Source organism: Streptomyces sp. NPDC058674 (assembly GCF_042716505.1).
In the GTDB taxonomy this organism is placed as follows: Bacteria; Actinomycetota; Actinomycetes; order Streptomycetales; family Streptomycetaceae; genus Streptomyces.
Map to the genome: position 1 here is coordinate 77,419 of NZ_JBHXSC010000012.1, position 15,450 is coordinate 92,868.

Consider the following 15,450-nt stretch of genomic DNA (forward strand, 5'->3'; position numbering starts at 1 on the left):
GCGGGATCGCGAAGAGGCGCGCGGCCAAGAGCAACCGCCGGTGGCGCGCTACGCACGCTACCTCCTCTGACGGCCTGGGCCCACATGCAAGGTCCGATTCGCGGACAAGCCATCGGCCCGCGACGCGCCGATGGGCGTTCGAAGGGGGCCGAGTGGGGCACTATGGCGAGATGGCACCCGTACGGTCGTCCGACGACGGCTCGGGACCGGCCAGGCGGGCCGGCCGGGCCCTGGGGCGTGCCCTGCACCTTCCGTTCACCGGTACGGCCCGGGGAATCCGGCGGGCCACGCACGCGCACGGCGCGGGCGAGTCGGGTCTCGGCAAGCTGATCGAGCTGCACGCGATCAACGGCGCCGGGGACGTGATGATCACGGTGGCGCTGGCCTCGACGGTGTTCTTCTCCGTACCCACGGACGAGGCGCGCGGCCGGGTCGCGCTGTACCTGGCGATCACGATGGCCCCCTTCACCCTGTTGGCCCCGGTGATCGGTCCGCTGCTGGACCGGCTGCCGCACGGGCGGCGGGCCGCGATGGCGGCGGCGATGCTCGCCCGGGCGCTGCTGGCGGTGATGATGTCGGGCGCGGTGGCCACGGGCGGACTGGAGCTGTACCCGGCGGCGCTGGGGGTGCTGGTGGCGTCCAAGGCGTACGGGGTGGTCCGCAGCGCGGTGGTGCCGCGCCTCCTCCCGCCGAACTTCTCACTCGTCAAGGCGAACTCCCGGGTCACACTGGCGGGTCTGCTGGCCACGGGCGCGGCGGCGCCGGTCGGGGCGGGGCTCCAGATGATCGGTCCCCCGTGGCCGCTGTACGGCGCCTGCGCGATCTTCATCTGCGGGACCTTCGCGGCGTTCACGCTGCCGCACAAGGTGGACGAGGCGAAGGGTGAGCGCCGGGCCCGGCTCTCGACGCACGAGGCGCACTCCCCGAAGCCGGGGCTGCGGACGGTGGGCCCCTCCGTGCTGTGCGGGCTCCTCGCCAACGCCTCGATGCGCGGCCTGTCCGGCTTCCTCATCTTCTTCCTGGCGTTCCTGCTGCGCGAGCACCCCCTGGCGGGGCAGAGCGCGGCCGTGTCGCTGGGCATCGTGGGCGTGTCGGCGGGCGTGGGCAACGCGTGCGGCACAGCGGTCGGCGCGTGGCTGCGGGCGCGGGCCCCGGAGGCCATCATCGCGGCGGTGCTCTCCCTCACCCTCGGGGTGGCGGTCCTGGCGACGGTGCTCTTCAGCGGCCTGTTCATGGCGGTGCTCGCGGGTACGGCGGGCTTCTGCCAGGCGCTGGCGAAGCTCTCGCTGGACGCGATGATCCAGCGGGACGTGCCGGAGGCCGTGCGGACCTCCGCCTTCGCCCGTTCGGAGACGCTGCTCCAGATGGCGTGGGTGCTGGGGGGTGCGATCGGCATCGTCCTGCCGCTGAACGGGGCCCTGGGGATGGGCGTGGCGGCGGTGGTCGTCGCCCTGGGCACGACGATGGCCCTGCGCGGCCTGCTCTCCGCCCCCCGCCACCAGCACGGGTCCTCCCGCCCCAGGGTCGCCTGACCCGCGGGCGTGACCGCCTTCTACCTGACCCGCCGGCGCGTCCGGCCCGGCCGGCGCGCCGCCGCCGCACTGCCGCGCGCCCGCCCGGTCCCGTCGCCCCCGCCCGACCGAATCCGTCGGCGCGTCCGCCCGGTCCCGTCGGGGCGTCCGGCCGCGGGCCCGGGGACCCCCCGCGGGGCCGCTCGGCCGAACCGCGCCGCGCCGCGGGCGCCGGGCAGGACCCCGTGCGGCGGCCCGGCCCACCGGCCCGATAGCCTTCGGCTCATGACCGCACCGCTTTTCTCGGGTAGGGCCCGCCGCAGCGTCGCGGCCCTCGGAGCCGTTTCCGCCGGCCTCCTCCTCCTCTCCGCCTGCGACAAGCCGACGCCGCTGGCGACCGTGACGGTCGGCACCGCGTCGGTGTCCGCCGAAGCCGCCTGCCACGACGGCACCGAGCTGTCCATGGAGAAGGTCCAGGGCTGCCTGACCGACCTCAAGGACGCCAAGACCGTCGAGTACCGCCGCGGCGACACCCTGCGCCTGGGCGTCGAGCCCGAGGTCGTCGAGGGCGGCAAGCAGTGGCAGGCGGTCCTCGACGGGCAGCCGATCACCGAGCCCTCCTCGAACACCTACCGCAGCTTCCCGGGCGCGGACGTCTTCGCCACCGGTGGCGAGGGCACGGCCCCGGAGTCCAAGAAGCTCTCCTTCGTCCAGGTCAGCGAGGAGGGCAAGCCCCTCGCCGTCTGGGCCTTTAACCTCAAGCTCGACGACAAGTAACCCGGCGGCCCGGTGCGTGCGCTGGTGGTGACCGCGGTGGCGGCGGAGGCGGACTCCGTCGTCTCCGGCCTGACCCCCCATCCGGACGCCCCCGGCCCCGAGCCGCGCACCCTGCCCGGCGGGTACCCGATCACCCGCCGGGACCTGCCGGGCATCGCCTTCGACGTGCTCGTCGCGGGCGTCGGACCGGCGGCGGCCGCCGCCGGCACCGCCACCGCCCTGGCACTCGCCGGGTACGACCTCGTCGTCTCCGCCGGGATCGGCGGCGGGTTCGCGCCCGCCGCCCCGCCCGGCTCCCTCGTGGTCGCGGACGCGATCGTCGCCGCCGACCTGGGAGCCGAGACCCCCGAGGGGTTCGTGGACGTCCGGGCCCTCGGGTTCGGGCACAGCGTGCACCTCCCGCCCGCCGAGCTCGCCGCCCTGGCCTCCGAGGCCACCGGCGCGCTGCTCGCGCCCGTGCTGACCGTCTCCACCGTCACCGGGACCGCCGCCCGCGCCGCCGAGCTCGCCGCCCGGCACCCGCAGGCCGGGGCCGAGGCGATGGAGGGGTTCGGCGTCGCGGAGGCGGCCGCCGCGCACGGGCTGCCCGTACTGGAGCTCCGCGCCGTGTCCAACGCCGTGGGTCCGCGCGACCGCGACGCCTGGCGGATCGGGGAGGCCCTCGCCGCCCTCGCGGACGGCCTCCGCGCGCTGGGACCCGTACTCGTCCATTGGGGAGAACGCCATGAGCACCGGTGACGGCCCGCTGCGGATCGCGTATTCGCCGTGCCCGAACGACACCTTCGTCTTCGACGCCTGGGCGCACGGCCGGGTGCCGGGCGCGCCCCGCCTCGACGTCACCTTCGCCGACATCGACATCACCAACGGCATGGCCGAGCGCGGCGAGCTGGACGTGCTGAAGGTGTCGTACGCGGTCCTCCCGTGGGTGCTGGAGGAGTACGCGCTGCTGCCGTGCGGCGGGGCGCTGGGCCGCGGCTGCGGCCCGCTGGTCCTCACCCGCGAGCCGGGTGTGGACCTGACCGGCCGGACGGTGGCCGTGCCGAGCGAACGCTCCACCGCCTACCTGCTGTTCCGGCTGTGGGCGGCCGACGTGCTGCCCGGCGGGGTCGGCAAGGTGGTCGTGCTGCCGTTCCACGAGATCATGCCGGCGGTGCGCGACGGCCGGGTGGACGCCGGACTGGTCATCCACGAGGCCCGGTTCACCTACCGGGACTACGGGCTGCACCGCCTGGCGGACATGGGCGAGCACTGGGAGTCCACGACGGGCCTGCCGATCCCGCTCGGCGCGATCATCGCGAAGCGCTCGCTGGGCGCGGAGCGGCTGCGCGCCCTGGCCGACTCGGCCCGGACGTCGGTCCGGATGGCCTGGGACGATCCGGAGGCCTCCCGCCCGTACGTGCGTGCGCACGCCCAGGAGCTGGACCCGGCCGTCGCCGACCAGCACATCGGGCTGTACGTCAACGAGTTCACCGCAGACCTCGGCGACGCGGGCTACGCGGCGGTGCGCGGACTGCTGACCAGGGCGGCCGCCGAGGGGCTGGTACCGGCCATCGCGGCCGGCGCGCTGGACTTCCCGTAGCCGCTCCCGGCCGCTCCGGCCGCTGCGACGACGGTGCCCCGCCGCTCTTGCGAGGGGCGGGGCACCGGTGCGCGCGAGCGCTCAGACGTCGAGCTGGTCGGCCACCGCGCGCAGCAGGCCGGCGATCTTCGTGCCGTGCACCCGGTCGGGGTAGCGGCCGCGCTCCAGCATGGGGGTGATGTTCTCCAGCAGGGTCGTGAGGTCCTGCACGATCGAGGCGAGCTCGTCCGGCTTGCGCCGCTGCGCGGCCGCGACGGACGGCGCCGGATCCAGCACCGTCACCGAAAGTGCCTGGTCACCGCGCTGGCCGGCCACGACACCGAACTCGACGCGCTGGCCGGGCTTGAGCGAGTCGACTCCGGCAGGGAGCACCGACGAGTGGACGAAGACGTCGCCGCCGTCGTCGCGGGAGAGGAAGCCGAAGCCCTTCTCATTGTTGAACCACTTGACCTTGCCGGTAGGCACGTCCGTCCTCTGTCCTTGTGCTCGTCGGGGGCCCGGAGCGGTGCGAACGGCTCCGGACAACAGCGCAGCGGGCCCTGTGCGACCCGCCACCTCAAGGCTAATGGCCGGGGCCCGGGTGACAAGTCGTTACCCGGTCCTTCGCCGTCGGCTGCTTCGGCCAGGGAACTACCCTGGTGGAGTGACTGTTACTCCTCATTCCGACGAAGCGCGGCCCGGCGACGGACTCGTCAAGGCCGGCGGCATCGTGTTCATCGCCGGCGCCGCTGCCACTCTGGCCACCATGGCCCCGCTGTTCCTGGACGTCGACCCGTTCCCGTCGTACGCGTGGGCCGTGTGCATGCTGATGGGGGTGGGCTTCGCGATCTCCGCGGCGGGCGTGCTGCGTTCGGCCGCGGCGCAGCGCCGGGCGGCCCGGGCCTCGCAGGCCTGAGCCGCCCGGCCGCTCAGGCCGCCTGCCCCGGCCGGACCGCTCAGGCCGCCTGCCCGGCCACGTACTCGGCGAGCCACTGCGGCAGCGCCGTGAGGTCCGGCAGCACCACGTCCGCGCCCGCCGCCCGCAGTTCGGGCTCCGGGCAGGGGCCGGTCGGCACGGCCACCGACAGCGCGCCGGCCGCCCGGGCGCCGCGCACGTCCCCGACGTGGTCGCCGACGTACACCTGCGCCCCGTACTCGCGCAGCGCCCCGGCCTTGGCCTCCGCCCAGAGCCAGCCGATGACCGCGTCCGGCTCGATGCCGAGGTGCGACAGGTGCAGGCGGGCGTTGGGCTCGTGCTTGGCGGTGACGACGATCGCCCGCCCGCCGAGCGCCCGCACGGCGGCCACGGCCTCGCGGGCCCCCGCCATGGCCGGGGTCGGCTCTATGGCGTGTGTGGGATAGATCTCCCGGTAGCGGTCCGCCACGGCCGGAATCCCGGCCGCCGGGAACCAGTGCGCGAGCTCCTCCTCCAGCGGCGGCCCGAGCCGGGTGACGGCCGCGTCGGCGTCGATGAACGTACCCGTTTCGGCCGAGAGCGCCTGGTAGGCGGCCTTGATGCCGGGGCGCGAATCGATCAGGGTCATGTCGAGGTCGAAGCCGACGGTGAGGTTCATACCGGCCATTGTGCCGAGCCCGGCGAACGCCGGACCCGGGAGGCGGCCCGTCGGGCCGCACCACCCGGACCCGCCCGGTCGGGACCGCGCCGGAGGCAGACCCCGGCCGCCCGTCCCCGCCGGTCGGCGCCGCGCCGGAGGCGGACCCCGGCGACCCGTCAGCGCCTGCGGGCCCGCCACACCAGGTACAGCGCGGAGGCCGCGCCCGCCGCCCGCAGCAGCCAGGGCCACATCCCGTGCAGGGCCCCGCCGAGCTGGTCCTCGGCCAGCGCCTCGCCCCACCGGCCGTTCATCCGGCCCCACAGCCACACCCCGGCGCCCGCCAGCACCGCGCCGGGCGGCCCGAAGACCGCCCACTTGTGCTCGCCCGGCCGCAGCGCGCGGGAGGCGTACGGCAGCAGCCAGCCGACGATCAGCAGCAGCCACTGGCCGCTGACCACGCCGGCGACCAGGACGGCGGCCGCCAGCAGCAGGAAGGCGTTCGGCCTGGGCCGTGCCGGGGCCGCCGCGGCGACCGGCTCCGCCACCGGCGCGGCGGCCTTCGCCACCCGCTTCGCGCGCCGCCGCTCGCGCAGGAACCGTACGAGGGTCTGCGCCCGCCCGTCGGACCCGCCGGCCGGGGCCTTGCCCGCCGCGCCGCCCGCGCCGGCCGTGCCGGCCGCGCCACCCGCGCCGTCCTTGCCGTCCTCGGCCCGCTCGTCGTCCCGCGGGTCCTCCGGGAACAGGTCCGGGACCTCGATCCCGCCCGCGAAGCCGTCCACCTGCGGGCCCGCCCCGTACGTGCCCGGAGTGACGCGCCACCAGTCGGGCTCGACCCCGTCGGACGGGCCGAGTTCGTCGAGGCCGGCCAGGTGCGGCGGCACGTTCCGCGGCTCCGCCTCCGCCTCCGCCTCCGGGCGCGGCAGGGGCACCTTCCCGCGCCGCGGCCGGCCGGGCCCCCGCTGCTCGGGCACCCCCGGACCGGGGTCGGTGAACGCCGGGACCCCCCGCTCCGCGGGCGCCGCGCCGGACCGCGTGCCGAGGGTGTCCAGGACCTCCTCGGGCGTGCCGATCCGCTCCAGGATGCGGCGCACGGCCGCCGGGGTGTCCGGGTCGTACTTGGCGCGCCGACGGTCGATCTCGTCGCGCAGCCCCGCCACCAGCCGCATCCGGTCCCCGGAGTCGAGGTGCCTGCGCTGCGCCAAGTCCCCTACACGGCTCAGATATTCGTAGACCAGATGGTCGCTTTCGATCCCCACGCCCGGCTCCTCCCGTACCGCCTGTGCCGAAGGTAGCGCGTGCGCCCGTGGAGTTGCCGGGGGCGCAGCGGATACCGTTGACCGGATGGGGACCGGCCGACTGACCGGCCGACGCGACCAGGAGGCGACCGTGCCCGAGGCAAGCACCGCGGTGGGAGACACTGCCGGCGGCTCCACGGCGAGAACCGGGGCAGCCGCCCCGCGTTCCCTCGCCGAGGCGTTGCGCTCCCGCGACGACACCGCGCTCGCCGCCCTGCTGCACGCCCGCCCCGACCTGCTCAGCCCCGTCCCGGGCGACGTGACCCAGCTGGCCGGACGGGCCGGCACCCGGGCCTCGGTGGTGCGCGCGCTGGAGCGCCTCGACCGGTTCGCGCTGCAGACCGCCGAGGCACTGGCGGTGGCCCCCGACCCGTGCCCGTACCCGGTGCTGGAGTCGCTGCTGACCGGCCAGACGGGCACCACCGGGGAGGACAACGGGGCCCGTGCCGCGCTTCCCCGGGCCCTGGCCACCCTGCGGGACCAGGCCCTGGTGTGGGGCGACGAGGAGCGGCTGCGGCTGGTGCGCACCGCCCGGGAGCTGCTCGCCCCCTCGGCCCAGCGGCCCTCCCCGACCGGCCTCGGGCCGACCGTCGCGGAGGCCACGGCCGGGATGTCGCCGACCCGGATCCAGGAGATCGTTTCCGCGGCCGGGCTGCCCGCCACGCACGACGCGGTGTCCGCGGTGTCGGCGCTGACCGGGCTGTTCACCGACCCGGAGCGGATGTCCGCCCTGTTGGACGAGGCCCCGGCCGAGGCCCACCAGGTGCTCGGCCGGCTCGTGTGGGGGCCGCCGTACGGGGAGGTGACCCCGAATCCGACCGCGCCGGTGCGCTGGCTGCGCGACCGGGGGCTGCTGCTGCCCGCCTCGGCGCGGACCGTCGTACTGCCCCGCGAGGTGGCGCTGCACCTGCGCGGCGGGCTCGCGCACCGTGACACGGCGCCGCTGGCGCCGCCGGTACCGGCCCACCGCGAGCACCGTCCCCAGCTCGTGGACGCGAACGCCGCGGGGCAGGCGCTGGCCGCGCTGTCGACCGTCGAGGAGCTGGTGAAGTCCTGGGAGTACACCGGCCCGCCGGTACTGCGGGCCGGCGGGCTGTCCGTACGGGACCTGAAGCGGGCCGCGGCAGCCCTGGACGCCACCGAGGCCGCTGCGGCGTTCTGGATCGAGCTCGCCTACGCCGCCGGGCTGGTGGCCGGCGACGGCGAGGCCGACGAGCGGTACGCCCCCACCCCGGCCTTCGACACCTGGCGCGAACTCCCGCCCGCCGAGCGGTGGTCGGTCCTCGCGGCGGCCTGGCTGCCCGCCACCCGCACCGCCGGGCTGGTCGGCGAGCAGGACGCCAGGGGCCGCACCCTGTCGGTGCTCGGCCCCGAACTCGACCGGTCCGCCGCGCCCGAGGTGCGCCGGCGCGTCCTCGAACTCCTCGCCGGGCTCCCCGAGGGCTGCTCCGCCGCCCCGGACGCCCTGCTCGACCGGCTCGCCTGGGAGCGCCCCGTACGCGGTACGAGCCACCTGCGCGCCCGCCTCGCGCACTGGGCGCTGACCGAGGCGGAGGTCCTCGGCGTGACCGGCCGGGGCGCGCTGTCCGGACCCGGCCGCGCCCTGCTGGAGCACCGCGACCCCGCGCCGCTGCTCGACCCGCTGCTTCCGGAGCCGGTGGACCACGTCCTGCTCCAGGCCGACCTGACGGCGGTGGCCCCCGGACCGCTGCGGCGGCCGCTGGGCGACACCCTGGCGGTGCTCGCGGACGTGGAGTCCAAGGGCGGGGCCACGGTGTACCGCTTCACGCCGGGCTCGGTGCGGCGCGCCCTGGACGCCGGGCACACCGCCGTCGACCTGCACGCCTTCCTCAAGGAGCACAGCCGCACCCCTGTCCCGCAGCCGTTGGCGTACCTGATCGACGACGTGGCCCGGCGGCACGGGCACCTGCGGGTGGGCGCGGCCTCCTCGTACGTCCGGTGCGACGACGACGCCATGCTGGGCGAGATCCTGGCGGACAAGCGCTCGGCCGGTCTGGGCCTGCGCCGCCTCGCCCCGACCGTGCTGGCCTCGCACGCCGAACCGGGCGCCCTGCTCGACGGGTTGCGCGCGATGGGGTACGCGCCGGCCGCGGAGTCCCGTACCGGCGACGTCCTGGTGTCGCGGGCCGACGCCCACCGCACTCCGGCGCGCTCGGCGCCCGTACCGGTGCCGGACGGCCCGCCGGTGCCGGACGCGGTCCTGCTGGGGGCTGCCGTACGGGCCATCCGCGCGGGCGACCTGGCGGCGACGGCGGTCCGCAAGGAGCCCGCCCCCTCGACGGGCCGGCCGGGCGACCTGCCGCGCACGAGCGCCGCGGAGACCCTGGCGACGGTCCAGGCGGCGGCGCTGACGGGCGCGGCGGTGTGGATCGGCTACGTGAACGCGGACGGCGCGGCGAGCCAGCGGGTCATCGACCCGGTACGGGTGGAGGGCGGCTTCGTGACGGGCTACGACCACACGGCGGACGAGGTCCGCACGTACGCGCTGCACCGCATCACGGGCGTCGCGGAACTGGCCGACGACCAGGTGTAGGCGCCGCAGGAGACGCACCGGGCGAAAACCCGTGGCGGGTGCGGACCCGGCCCCGCACCCTGGGTCCATGCCCGACGTACCGAACCGCGCGATCCGCGCGGCGCACACCGGCACCACGATCACCGTCTACCAGGCGTACGCCCCCGCGCTCGGGCTGCCGGCCGCCCGCGACGGGCGCTTCCCGCCCGCCTGGAAGCGGGAGCGGATGACGTGGGTCAAGCCGTCGTTCCTGTGGATGATGTACCGCTGCGGGTGGGCGACCAAGCCGGACCAGGAGACGGTGCTGGCGGTCGAGATCACCCGCGAGGGCTTCGACCGGGCACTGGCCGGCGCCTGCCTGTCCCACTACTCCCCCGGCGTCCACGCCGACCGCGCGGCCTGGCAGCGCGCCCTGCGGGAGTCCTCGGCCCGGGTGCAGTGGGACCCGGAGCGCGACGTGCACCTGAACCCCCTCCCGTACCGCTCGCTCCAACTCGGCCTGTCCGGACCCTCCGCGCGCGCGTACGCCGACGCGTGGACGGTGTCCGTCCGCGACGTGACCCCGCTGGCCCGGGAGATCCACGGCCTGCTGCGTGCGGGCGACGGCGCGGCGGCGCGGGCCCTGCTGCCCGCCGAAACCCCTTACCCGACCGCCCCGTTGCCCCACCTGGACGCCTGAGGGCCGTCCCGTAGGGCGCCGCGCGCAGATCCGTCCGGCGCCGGGTCGGCCGCGCGGCGACCCGTCCGGCGCCGCGCACAGGCCCGGCTCGCGCCGGGTCCGCCCCTCCTCCGGCCGGGCCCGCCGGCGCGCACCGCGGCTCGGGGGTACGGCACGGAACCGCCCCGCCCGCGCGGGGATGCGGCAGACTGGAGGTTTGGCCGTCCGCGCCCGGACTGCCACCCCACGCCGGAAAGGGACGTGTGTGAACGGGCCTCTCATCGTCCAGAGCGACAAAACCCTCCTCCTCGAGGTCGACCACGAGCTCGCCGGCGCCGCGCGCCGCGCCATCGCTCCCTTCGCCGAGCTGGAGCGTGCTCCCGAGCACATCCACACCTACCGGATCACCCCGCTCGGCCTGTGGAACGCCCGGGCCGCCGGACACGACGCCGAGCAGGTCGTCGACGCCCTCGTCGAGTTCTCCCGCTACCCCGTCCCGCACGCGCTGCTCGTCGACGTCGCCGAGACCATGGCCCGCTACGGCCGCCTCACCCTCTCCAAGCACCCCGTGCACGGACTGGTCCTGACCAGCACCGACAGGCCCGTGCTGGAGGAGATCCTGCGGTCCAAGAAGGTCGCCCCGCTCGTCGGGGCCCGGCTGGACCCCGACACCGTCGCCGTGCACCCCTCCGAGCGCGGGCAGATCAAGCAGACGCTGCTCAAGCTCGGCTGGCCCGCCGAGGACCTCGCCGGGTACGTGGACGGCGAGGCGCACCCGATCGACCTGGCCGAGAACGGCTGGGCGCTGCGCCCGTACCAGCAGCAGGCCGTCGAGGGCTTCTGGCACGGCGGCTCCGGCGTGGTCGTGCTGCCCTGCGGTGCCGGCAAGACGCTGGTCGGCGCGGGCGCCATGGCGATGGCCAAGGCGACCACGCTGATCCTGGTCACGAACACCGTCTCGGCCCGCCAGTGGAAGCACGAGCTGGTCAAGCGGACCTCGCTGACGGAGGAGGAGATCGGCGAGTACTCCGGTACCCGCAAGGAGATCCGGCCCGTCACGATCGCCACGTACCAGGTCCTCACGACGAAGCGGAAGGGCGTCTACCCGCACCTGGAGCTCTTCGACTCCCGGGACTGGGGCCTGATCGTCTACGACGAGGTGCACCTGCTGCCCGCGCCGGTCTTCAAGTTCACCGCCGACCTCCAGGCGCGGCGCAGGCTCGGCCTGACCGCCACGCTCGTGCGCGAGGACGGCCGCGAATCGGACGTCTTCTCGCTCATCGGGCCGAAGCGCTTCGACGCCCCGTGGAAGGAGATCGAGGCGCAGGGCTACATCGCGCCCGCCGACTGCGTCGAGGTCCGCGTCAACCTCACCGAGTCGGAGCGGCTCGCCTACGCGACCGCCGAGACGGAGGAGAAGTACCGCTTCTGCGCGACGACCGCGACCAAGCGGAAGGTCACCGAGGCGCTCGTCGCCAAGCACAAGGGCGAGCAGACCCTGGTCATCGGCCAGTACATCGACCAGCTCGACGAGCTGGGCGAGCACCTGGACGCGCCCGTCATCAAGGGCGAGACCTCCAACGCGCAGCGCGAGAAGCTCTTCAACGCCTTCCGCGAGGGCGAGATCAGCGTGCTGGTCGTCTCGAAGGTCGCCAACTTCTCCATCGACCTGCCCGAGGCGACCGTCGCCATCCAGGTGTCCGGCACCTTCGGCTCCCGCCAGGAGGAGGCCCAGCGCCTGGGCCGGGTGCTGCGCCCGAAGGCGGACGGCCACGAGGCGCGCTTCTACTCGGTCGTCGCCCGCGACACGATCGACCAGGACTTCGCGGCGCATCGCCAGCGCTTCCTCGCCGAACAGGGCTACGCCTACCGGATCATGGACGCCGACGAGCTCCTGACGAGCGACTGACCCGTCCCTCCCGCCGCACTCCGGCGGGGGTCCCCGGGGCCGGTACGGACACCGGGGCCCCGGGGGCGGGGGCCCCGGGGGCGGGGCCGCCGGGGGCGGGGGCCCCGGCGGCCGGGGCGCGCACCGCGGCGATCAGGACGGCCAGCACCGGGACGCACCAGATCCACAGCTGCGGCCAGCCCGGCAGCAGGGTCCGGCCGGCGGCGGGCAGGTGGCGGGTCCAGAACTCCTCGGAGGCCTCCGGGAGCACCAGCAGCCCCATCAGGGCGGTGCCGGCCAGGGCGGCCAGCGCCGTCAGCCCGTCCCGGACGCGGTGGGTCAGCAGCAGGTACGGGATGAAGACCGCCGGGGCCAGGGTGCTCCCGGCGGCGATCCCCAGGGCGAAGCCCTTGCCGAGGGCGGCGCCGGGCCGGCCGAGGTCCCACAGCACCAGGCAGGCCAGGGCCAGATCGACCTGGCCGGGCAGCGGGTCCTGGAAGAGGGTCTCCAGCCACAGCCCGCCGATGGTGGCGGCCAGCACGGGACCGCGCCGGGGCCGGAGCCCCGCGAGGCGGCAGGAGAGCAGGACCAGCAGGGCGAACAGGCCCGCGGTACCGAGGACGACGACGGCCTTGAGCACGCCGGCCGGCAGCCAGGCGGCCGGGGTGAGCAGGATCGCCGCGAACGGCGGGTACGCGGCGGGCGGACGCCACTCGGCGGCGCTGAAGCCGCGCAGGAGCGCGTCGGCCATCGGAAGGCGCAGGGCGACGCACAGCACGCCCAGCACGAGCAGCGAGCCCGTGACCACTCCGCCGACGAGGGGCGACGGCGAACGGTGGGGAGCGGGGCGGGTCACGCGCGTGACCCTAGTGGATCAGCCGCACCCCGCGCGGGCCCCCGGGCGCGAGCCGCACCCCGGGGTACCGGCCGCCTGCCGGGGGCTGCGGTCGGCGAGCCGGCGGTCGGCGATGGTCGGCTGCGGGCGGCGGCGGTCGGCTGCGGGCCGCAGTCGCCCGCGCCGCGGACGGTCAGCGGCGTATGACGCCCGCGTCCTCGGCGTACTCGCCCAGGACGACGACGCTCACGGCGGTCGTCGCGAAGACCTTCGCGGCGCGCAGGACGTCGCCGAAGACGTGGCGGGGGTGGGAGTCGGAGGTGGCGGTGGCGCCGCTCGGGCGGCCGCCCCGGATCGGGGTGGAGGTTGCGGTGCTCATGTATCCATGGTGCGTTCCCTCCCCCGATCCCACATCGCCCCGGGGGCGGAACCGGGCGGCTCCCGCCTCCTCCTCCCGGCCCATGCCGCCCCCCGGCGCCTCTGCCCCAGGTCTGACACCCGCGCCACGACACCCGTACGGGGGGCCCGGTCCGGGGGGACTTCCGGCTCCGGAATCCGTTCGCGCCGCCCTGCGCCGGTGGCTACAATCTCCGCTCTTGCCGCCTCCCGCCGCCACACCGGGGAGAGCCGCCCGCCGTTCGGAAACCGGCGGGCTCCCGTTCCGCACCAGCAGCTGGAGGCAGTCCCGTGCCCGCGCACGCCCCCGAACCGGACCCGCTCGCCCGCGAACGGTCCCACCTCGCCTCCTCCCGCGCCGCGCTCCGCGCCATGCGCGAGGACGTCGAGGCCCTCGACATCCGCGACGTCACCGCGAACTGGGTCAACGCGATCGTCCTCCAGGCCCAGATCGACGACCGCATCAAGGCGCTCGCCGACCTCTCCCACACCCCCCTCTTCTTCGGGCGGCTGAACTACCTGCACGCCCCGGGCGCGGAGCTCGCCGAAGGCGCGGAGGGCGAGCAGTTCTACATCGGGCGCCGCCACGTCCACGACGCGGGCGGCGACCCGATGGTCGTCGACTGGCGCGCGCCGGTCTCCCAGCCCTTCTACCGGGCCTCCAGGAACGACCCCCAGGACATCGCGCTGCGCCGCCGCTTCGGCTACACCGGCGGCGAGCTCACGGCGTACGAGGACGAGCACCTCTGCGACCCCTCGGAGACGACGACCGCCGTCAGCAAGCTGCTCCAGCAAGAGATCGAGCGGCCCCGCGTCGGCCCCATGCGGGACATCGTCGCGACGATCCAGCCCGAACAGGACGAGATCGTCCGCACCGGCCTGTCCGGCTCCGTCTGCGTGCAGGGCGGCCCCGGCACCGGGAAGACGGCCGTCGGCCTGCACCGCGTGGCGTTCCTCCTGTACGCCCACCGCGACCGTCTCGCCCGTACGGGGACGCTGGTCATCGGGCCGAACCGGTCCTTCCTGCACTACATCGAGCAGGTCCTCCCGGCCCTGGGCGAGCTGGAGGTCAAGCAGGCCACCGTCGACGACCTGGTCGCCCGAGACGGCCTGGAGGTACGCGCCGCGGACACCGCCGAGACCGCCGTGGTCAAGGGCGACGCCCGGATGGCGCAGGTGCTGCGGCGCGCGCTCGACTCCCACGTCACGCCGCCCGCCGAGCCGCTGATGGTGGTCCGCGGGTCACGCCGCTGGCGGGTGCCGGCGTACGAGCTCGCCGAGATGGTCGAGGAGCTCCAGCGGCGCGACATCCGCTACGGGGCCGCCCGCGACGCGCTGCCGCAGCGGATCGCGCACGCGGTGCTCGTACGGATGGAGCAGGCGGGCGAGGCGCCGGACGACCGCGTCCAGGACGCGGTGGCGCGCAACGCCGCGGTGAAGGCGGTGGTGAAGCAGGTCTGGCCGCCGGTCGAGCCGGCGAAGCTGGTCCTGCGGCTCCTGTCCGACGCGGACTTCCTGGCCGCCCACGCCGAGGGGGTCCTCACCCAGGACGAGCAGAAGCTGCTGCTGTGGCCGAAGCCCTTCCGGAGCGTGCGGTCGGCGCAGTGGACGGCGGCGGACCTGGTCCTGATCGACGAGGCGGCCGACCTGGTGGAGCGGACGCACTCACTGGGACACGTCGTCCTCGACGAGGCCCAGGACCTGTCGCCGATGCAGTACCGGGCGGTGGGCCGGCGCTGCACGACGGGCTCGGCGACGGTGCTGGGCGACCTCGCGCAGGGCACGACCCCGTGGGCCACGCGCAGCTGGGACGAGGCGCTGGCCCACCTGGGCAAGCCGCAGGCGGTGCTGGAGGAGCTGACGGCGGGGTTCCGCGTGCCGCGCGAGGTGATCGCGTACGCCTCCCGCCTGCTGCCGGCGATCTCCCCGGGGCTCGCCCCGGTCTCCTCGGTGCGCGAGACGCCGGGCTCGCTGCGGATCGCGGAGGTCGCCGACCTGCCGGCGGCGGTGATCGGGGCGTGCCGGGACGCGCTGGCGCACGAGGGTTCGGTCGGCGTGATCGCGGCGGACGCCCGCGTCCCCGTGCTGGCGCAGGCCCTGCTGGCGGCCGGCCTGCCGTACCTGTCGCCCGGCGAGGAGACGACGGCGGAGTCCCGGCTGACGCTGGTGCCGGCGTCGCTGGCGAAGGGTCTGGAGTACGACTACGTGGTCCTGGACGAGCCGGCGGCCATCGTGGACGGCGAGCCGGACGAACGGACCGGGCTGCGCCGGCTGTACGTCTGCCTGACCCGCGCCGTGTCGGGCCTGACCGCCCTCCACACGGCCCCCCTGCCGCCCGCCCTGTCCTGACCCCTCCCCCCGCCCCGGCGAAGCCGGACGCCCGGACCGGCGGGCGGCCGGGCGGGCGGGGCGCGGCCCGCTCAGCCCGCACCCGCGCCCGGCA

14 protein-coding genes are annotated in these 15,450 nt (G+C 75.8%); 9 read left to right on the top strand and 5 right to left on the bottom strand.

All coding sequences use genetic code 11. From position 1 onward, the window contains the following. Nucleotides 1-170: 170 nt before the first annotated feature. The 4 genes from ACFWU6_RS09370 (at nucleotide 171) to ACFWU6_RS09385 (ending at nucleotide 3,867) form a co-directional block, all read left to right on the top strand. On the top strand, nucleotides 171-1,532 hold the full coding sequence (locus tag ACFWU6_RS09370; RefSeq protein ID WP_383801455.1) for an MFS transporter: 1,362 nt from the start codon (nucleotides 171-173) through the stop codon (nucleotides 1,530-1,532). Between the two features lie 264 nt (nucleotides 1,533-1,796). Further along, nucleotides 1,797-2,288 carry a DUF2771 domain-containing protein gene (locus ACFWU6_RS09375; RefSeq protein ID WP_383801452.1) on the top strand — a complete coding sequence of 164 codons (492 nt, stop codon included), beginning with the start codon at nucleotides 1,797-1,799 and terminating at the stop codon, nucleotides 2,286-2,288. 12 nt (nucleotides 2,289-2,300) lie between these two features. Further along, complete coding sequence (locus tag ACFWU6_RS09380) at nucleotides 2,301-3,026, top strand: futalosine hydrolase (protein ID WP_383801449.1); 726 nt, start codon at nucleotides 2,301-2,303, stop codon at nucleotides 3,024-3,026. Then, a complete protein-coding gene (locus ACFWU6_RS09385) occupies nucleotides 3,013-3,867 on the top strand; it encodes a 1,4-dihydroxy-6-naphthoate synthase (RefSeq protein ID WP_383801446.1) in 855 nt (284 codons plus the stop codon). Before ACFWU6_RS09380 ends, ACFWU6_RS09385 begins: the two co-directional genes overlap by 14 nt. Nucleotides 3,868-3,948: 81 nt before the next feature. Here ACFWU6_RS09385 and ACFWU6_RS09390 read toward each other — a convergent pair whose 3' ends face one another. After that, nucleotides 3,949-4,332, bottom strand: a complete 384-nt coding sequence (locus tag ACFWU6_RS09390) for a cold-shock protein (protein ID WP_383801443.1) — start codon at nucleotides 4,330-4,332, stop codon at nucleotides 3,949-3,951. A 178-nt stretch (nucleotides 4,333-4,510) separates the two neighbouring features. Between ACFWU6_RS09390 and ACFWU6_RS09395 the strand changes: the two genes are divergently transcribed. Further along, nucleotides 4,511-4,762 carry a hypothetical protein gene (locus ACFWU6_RS09395; protein WP_383801440.1) on the top strand — a complete coding sequence of 84 codons (252 nt, stop codon included), beginning with the start codon at nucleotides 4,511-4,513 and terminating at the stop codon, nucleotides 4,760-4,762. A gap of 40 nt (nucleotides 4,763-4,802) precedes the next feature. Here the strand turns inward: ACFWU6_RS09395 and ACFWU6_RS09400 are convergent, their stop codons facing one another. Beyond that, nucleotides 4,803-5,420: an HAD family hydrolase gene (locus tag ACFWU6_RS09400; RefSeq protein ID WP_383801437.1), complete on the bottom strand. Its 618-nt coding sequence runs from the start codon at nucleotides 5,418-5,420 to the stop codon at nucleotides 4,803-4,805. 158 nt (nucleotides 5,421-5,578) lie between these two features. After that, on the bottom strand, nucleotides 5,579-6,658 hold the full coding sequence (locus tag ACFWU6_RS09405; RefSeq protein WP_383979900.1) for a hypothetical protein: 1,080 nt from the start codon (nucleotides 6,656-6,658) through the stop codon (nucleotides 5,579-5,581). An 85-nt stretch (nucleotides 6,659-6,743) separates the two neighbouring features. Here ACFWU6_RS09405 and ACFWU6_RS09410 point away from each other — a divergent pair, with 85 nt between their 5' ends. The 3 genes from ACFWU6_RS09410 to ACFWU6_RS09420 all read left to right on the top strand — a co-directional run bounded on the left by ACFWU6_RS09410 (nucleotide 6,744) and on the right by ACFWU6_RS09420 (nucleotide 11,797). Continuing rightward, entirely contained in the window at nucleotides 6,744-9,251 is a 2,508-nt protein-coding gene (locus tag ACFWU6_RS09410) for a helicase-associated domain-containing protein (protein WP_383979905.1), read from the top strand. Nucleotides 9,252-9,318: 67 nt separating this feature from the next. Further along, complete coding sequence (locus ACFWU6_RS09415; RefSeq protein ID WP_383801428.1) at nucleotides 9,319-9,909, top strand: DUF4291 domain-containing protein; 591 nt, start codon at nucleotides 9,319-9,321, stop codon at nucleotides 9,907-9,909. A gap of 244 nt (nucleotides 9,910-10,153) precedes the next feature. Continuing rightward, complete coding sequence (locus ACFWU6_RS09420; RefSeq protein WP_383801426.1) at nucleotides 10,154-11,797, top strand: DNA repair helicase XPB; 1,644 nt, start codon at nucleotides 10,154-10,156, stop codon at nucleotides 11,795-11,797. Here ACFWU6_RS09420 and ACFWU6_RS09425 read toward each other — a convergent pair. Both ACFWU6_RS09425 and ACFWU6_RS09430 read right to left on the bottom strand, forming a co-directional pair. Then, the gene (locus ACFWU6_RS09425) at nucleotides 11,763-12,632 is read right to left on the bottom strand and encodes a glycosyltransferase family 87 protein (protein ID WP_383801423.1); all 870 of its coding nucleotides are present in this window, start codon (nucleotides 12,630-12,632) and stop codon (nucleotides 11,763-11,765) included. The genes ACFWU6_RS09420 and ACFWU6_RS09425 overlap by 35 nt on opposite strands. Nucleotides 12,633-12,804: 172 nt before the next feature. Then, nucleotides 12,805-12,990, bottom strand: coding sequence for a hypothetical protein (locus ACFWU6_RS09430; RefSeq protein WP_383801420.1), 186 nt, complete (start codon nucleotides 12,988-12,990; stop codon nucleotides 12,805-12,807). Nucleotides 12,991-13,379: 389 nt separating this feature from the next. Between ACFWU6_RS09430 and ACFWU6_RS09435 the strand changes: the two genes are divergently transcribed. Then, the gene (locus ACFWU6_RS09435; RefSeq protein WP_383801588.1) at nucleotides 13,380-15,356 is read left to right on the top strand and encodes a HelD family protein; all 1,977 of its coding nucleotides are present in this window, start codon (nucleotides 13,380-13,382) and stop codon (nucleotides 15,354-15,356) included. Nucleotides 15,357-15,450 lie beyond the last annotated feature (94 nt).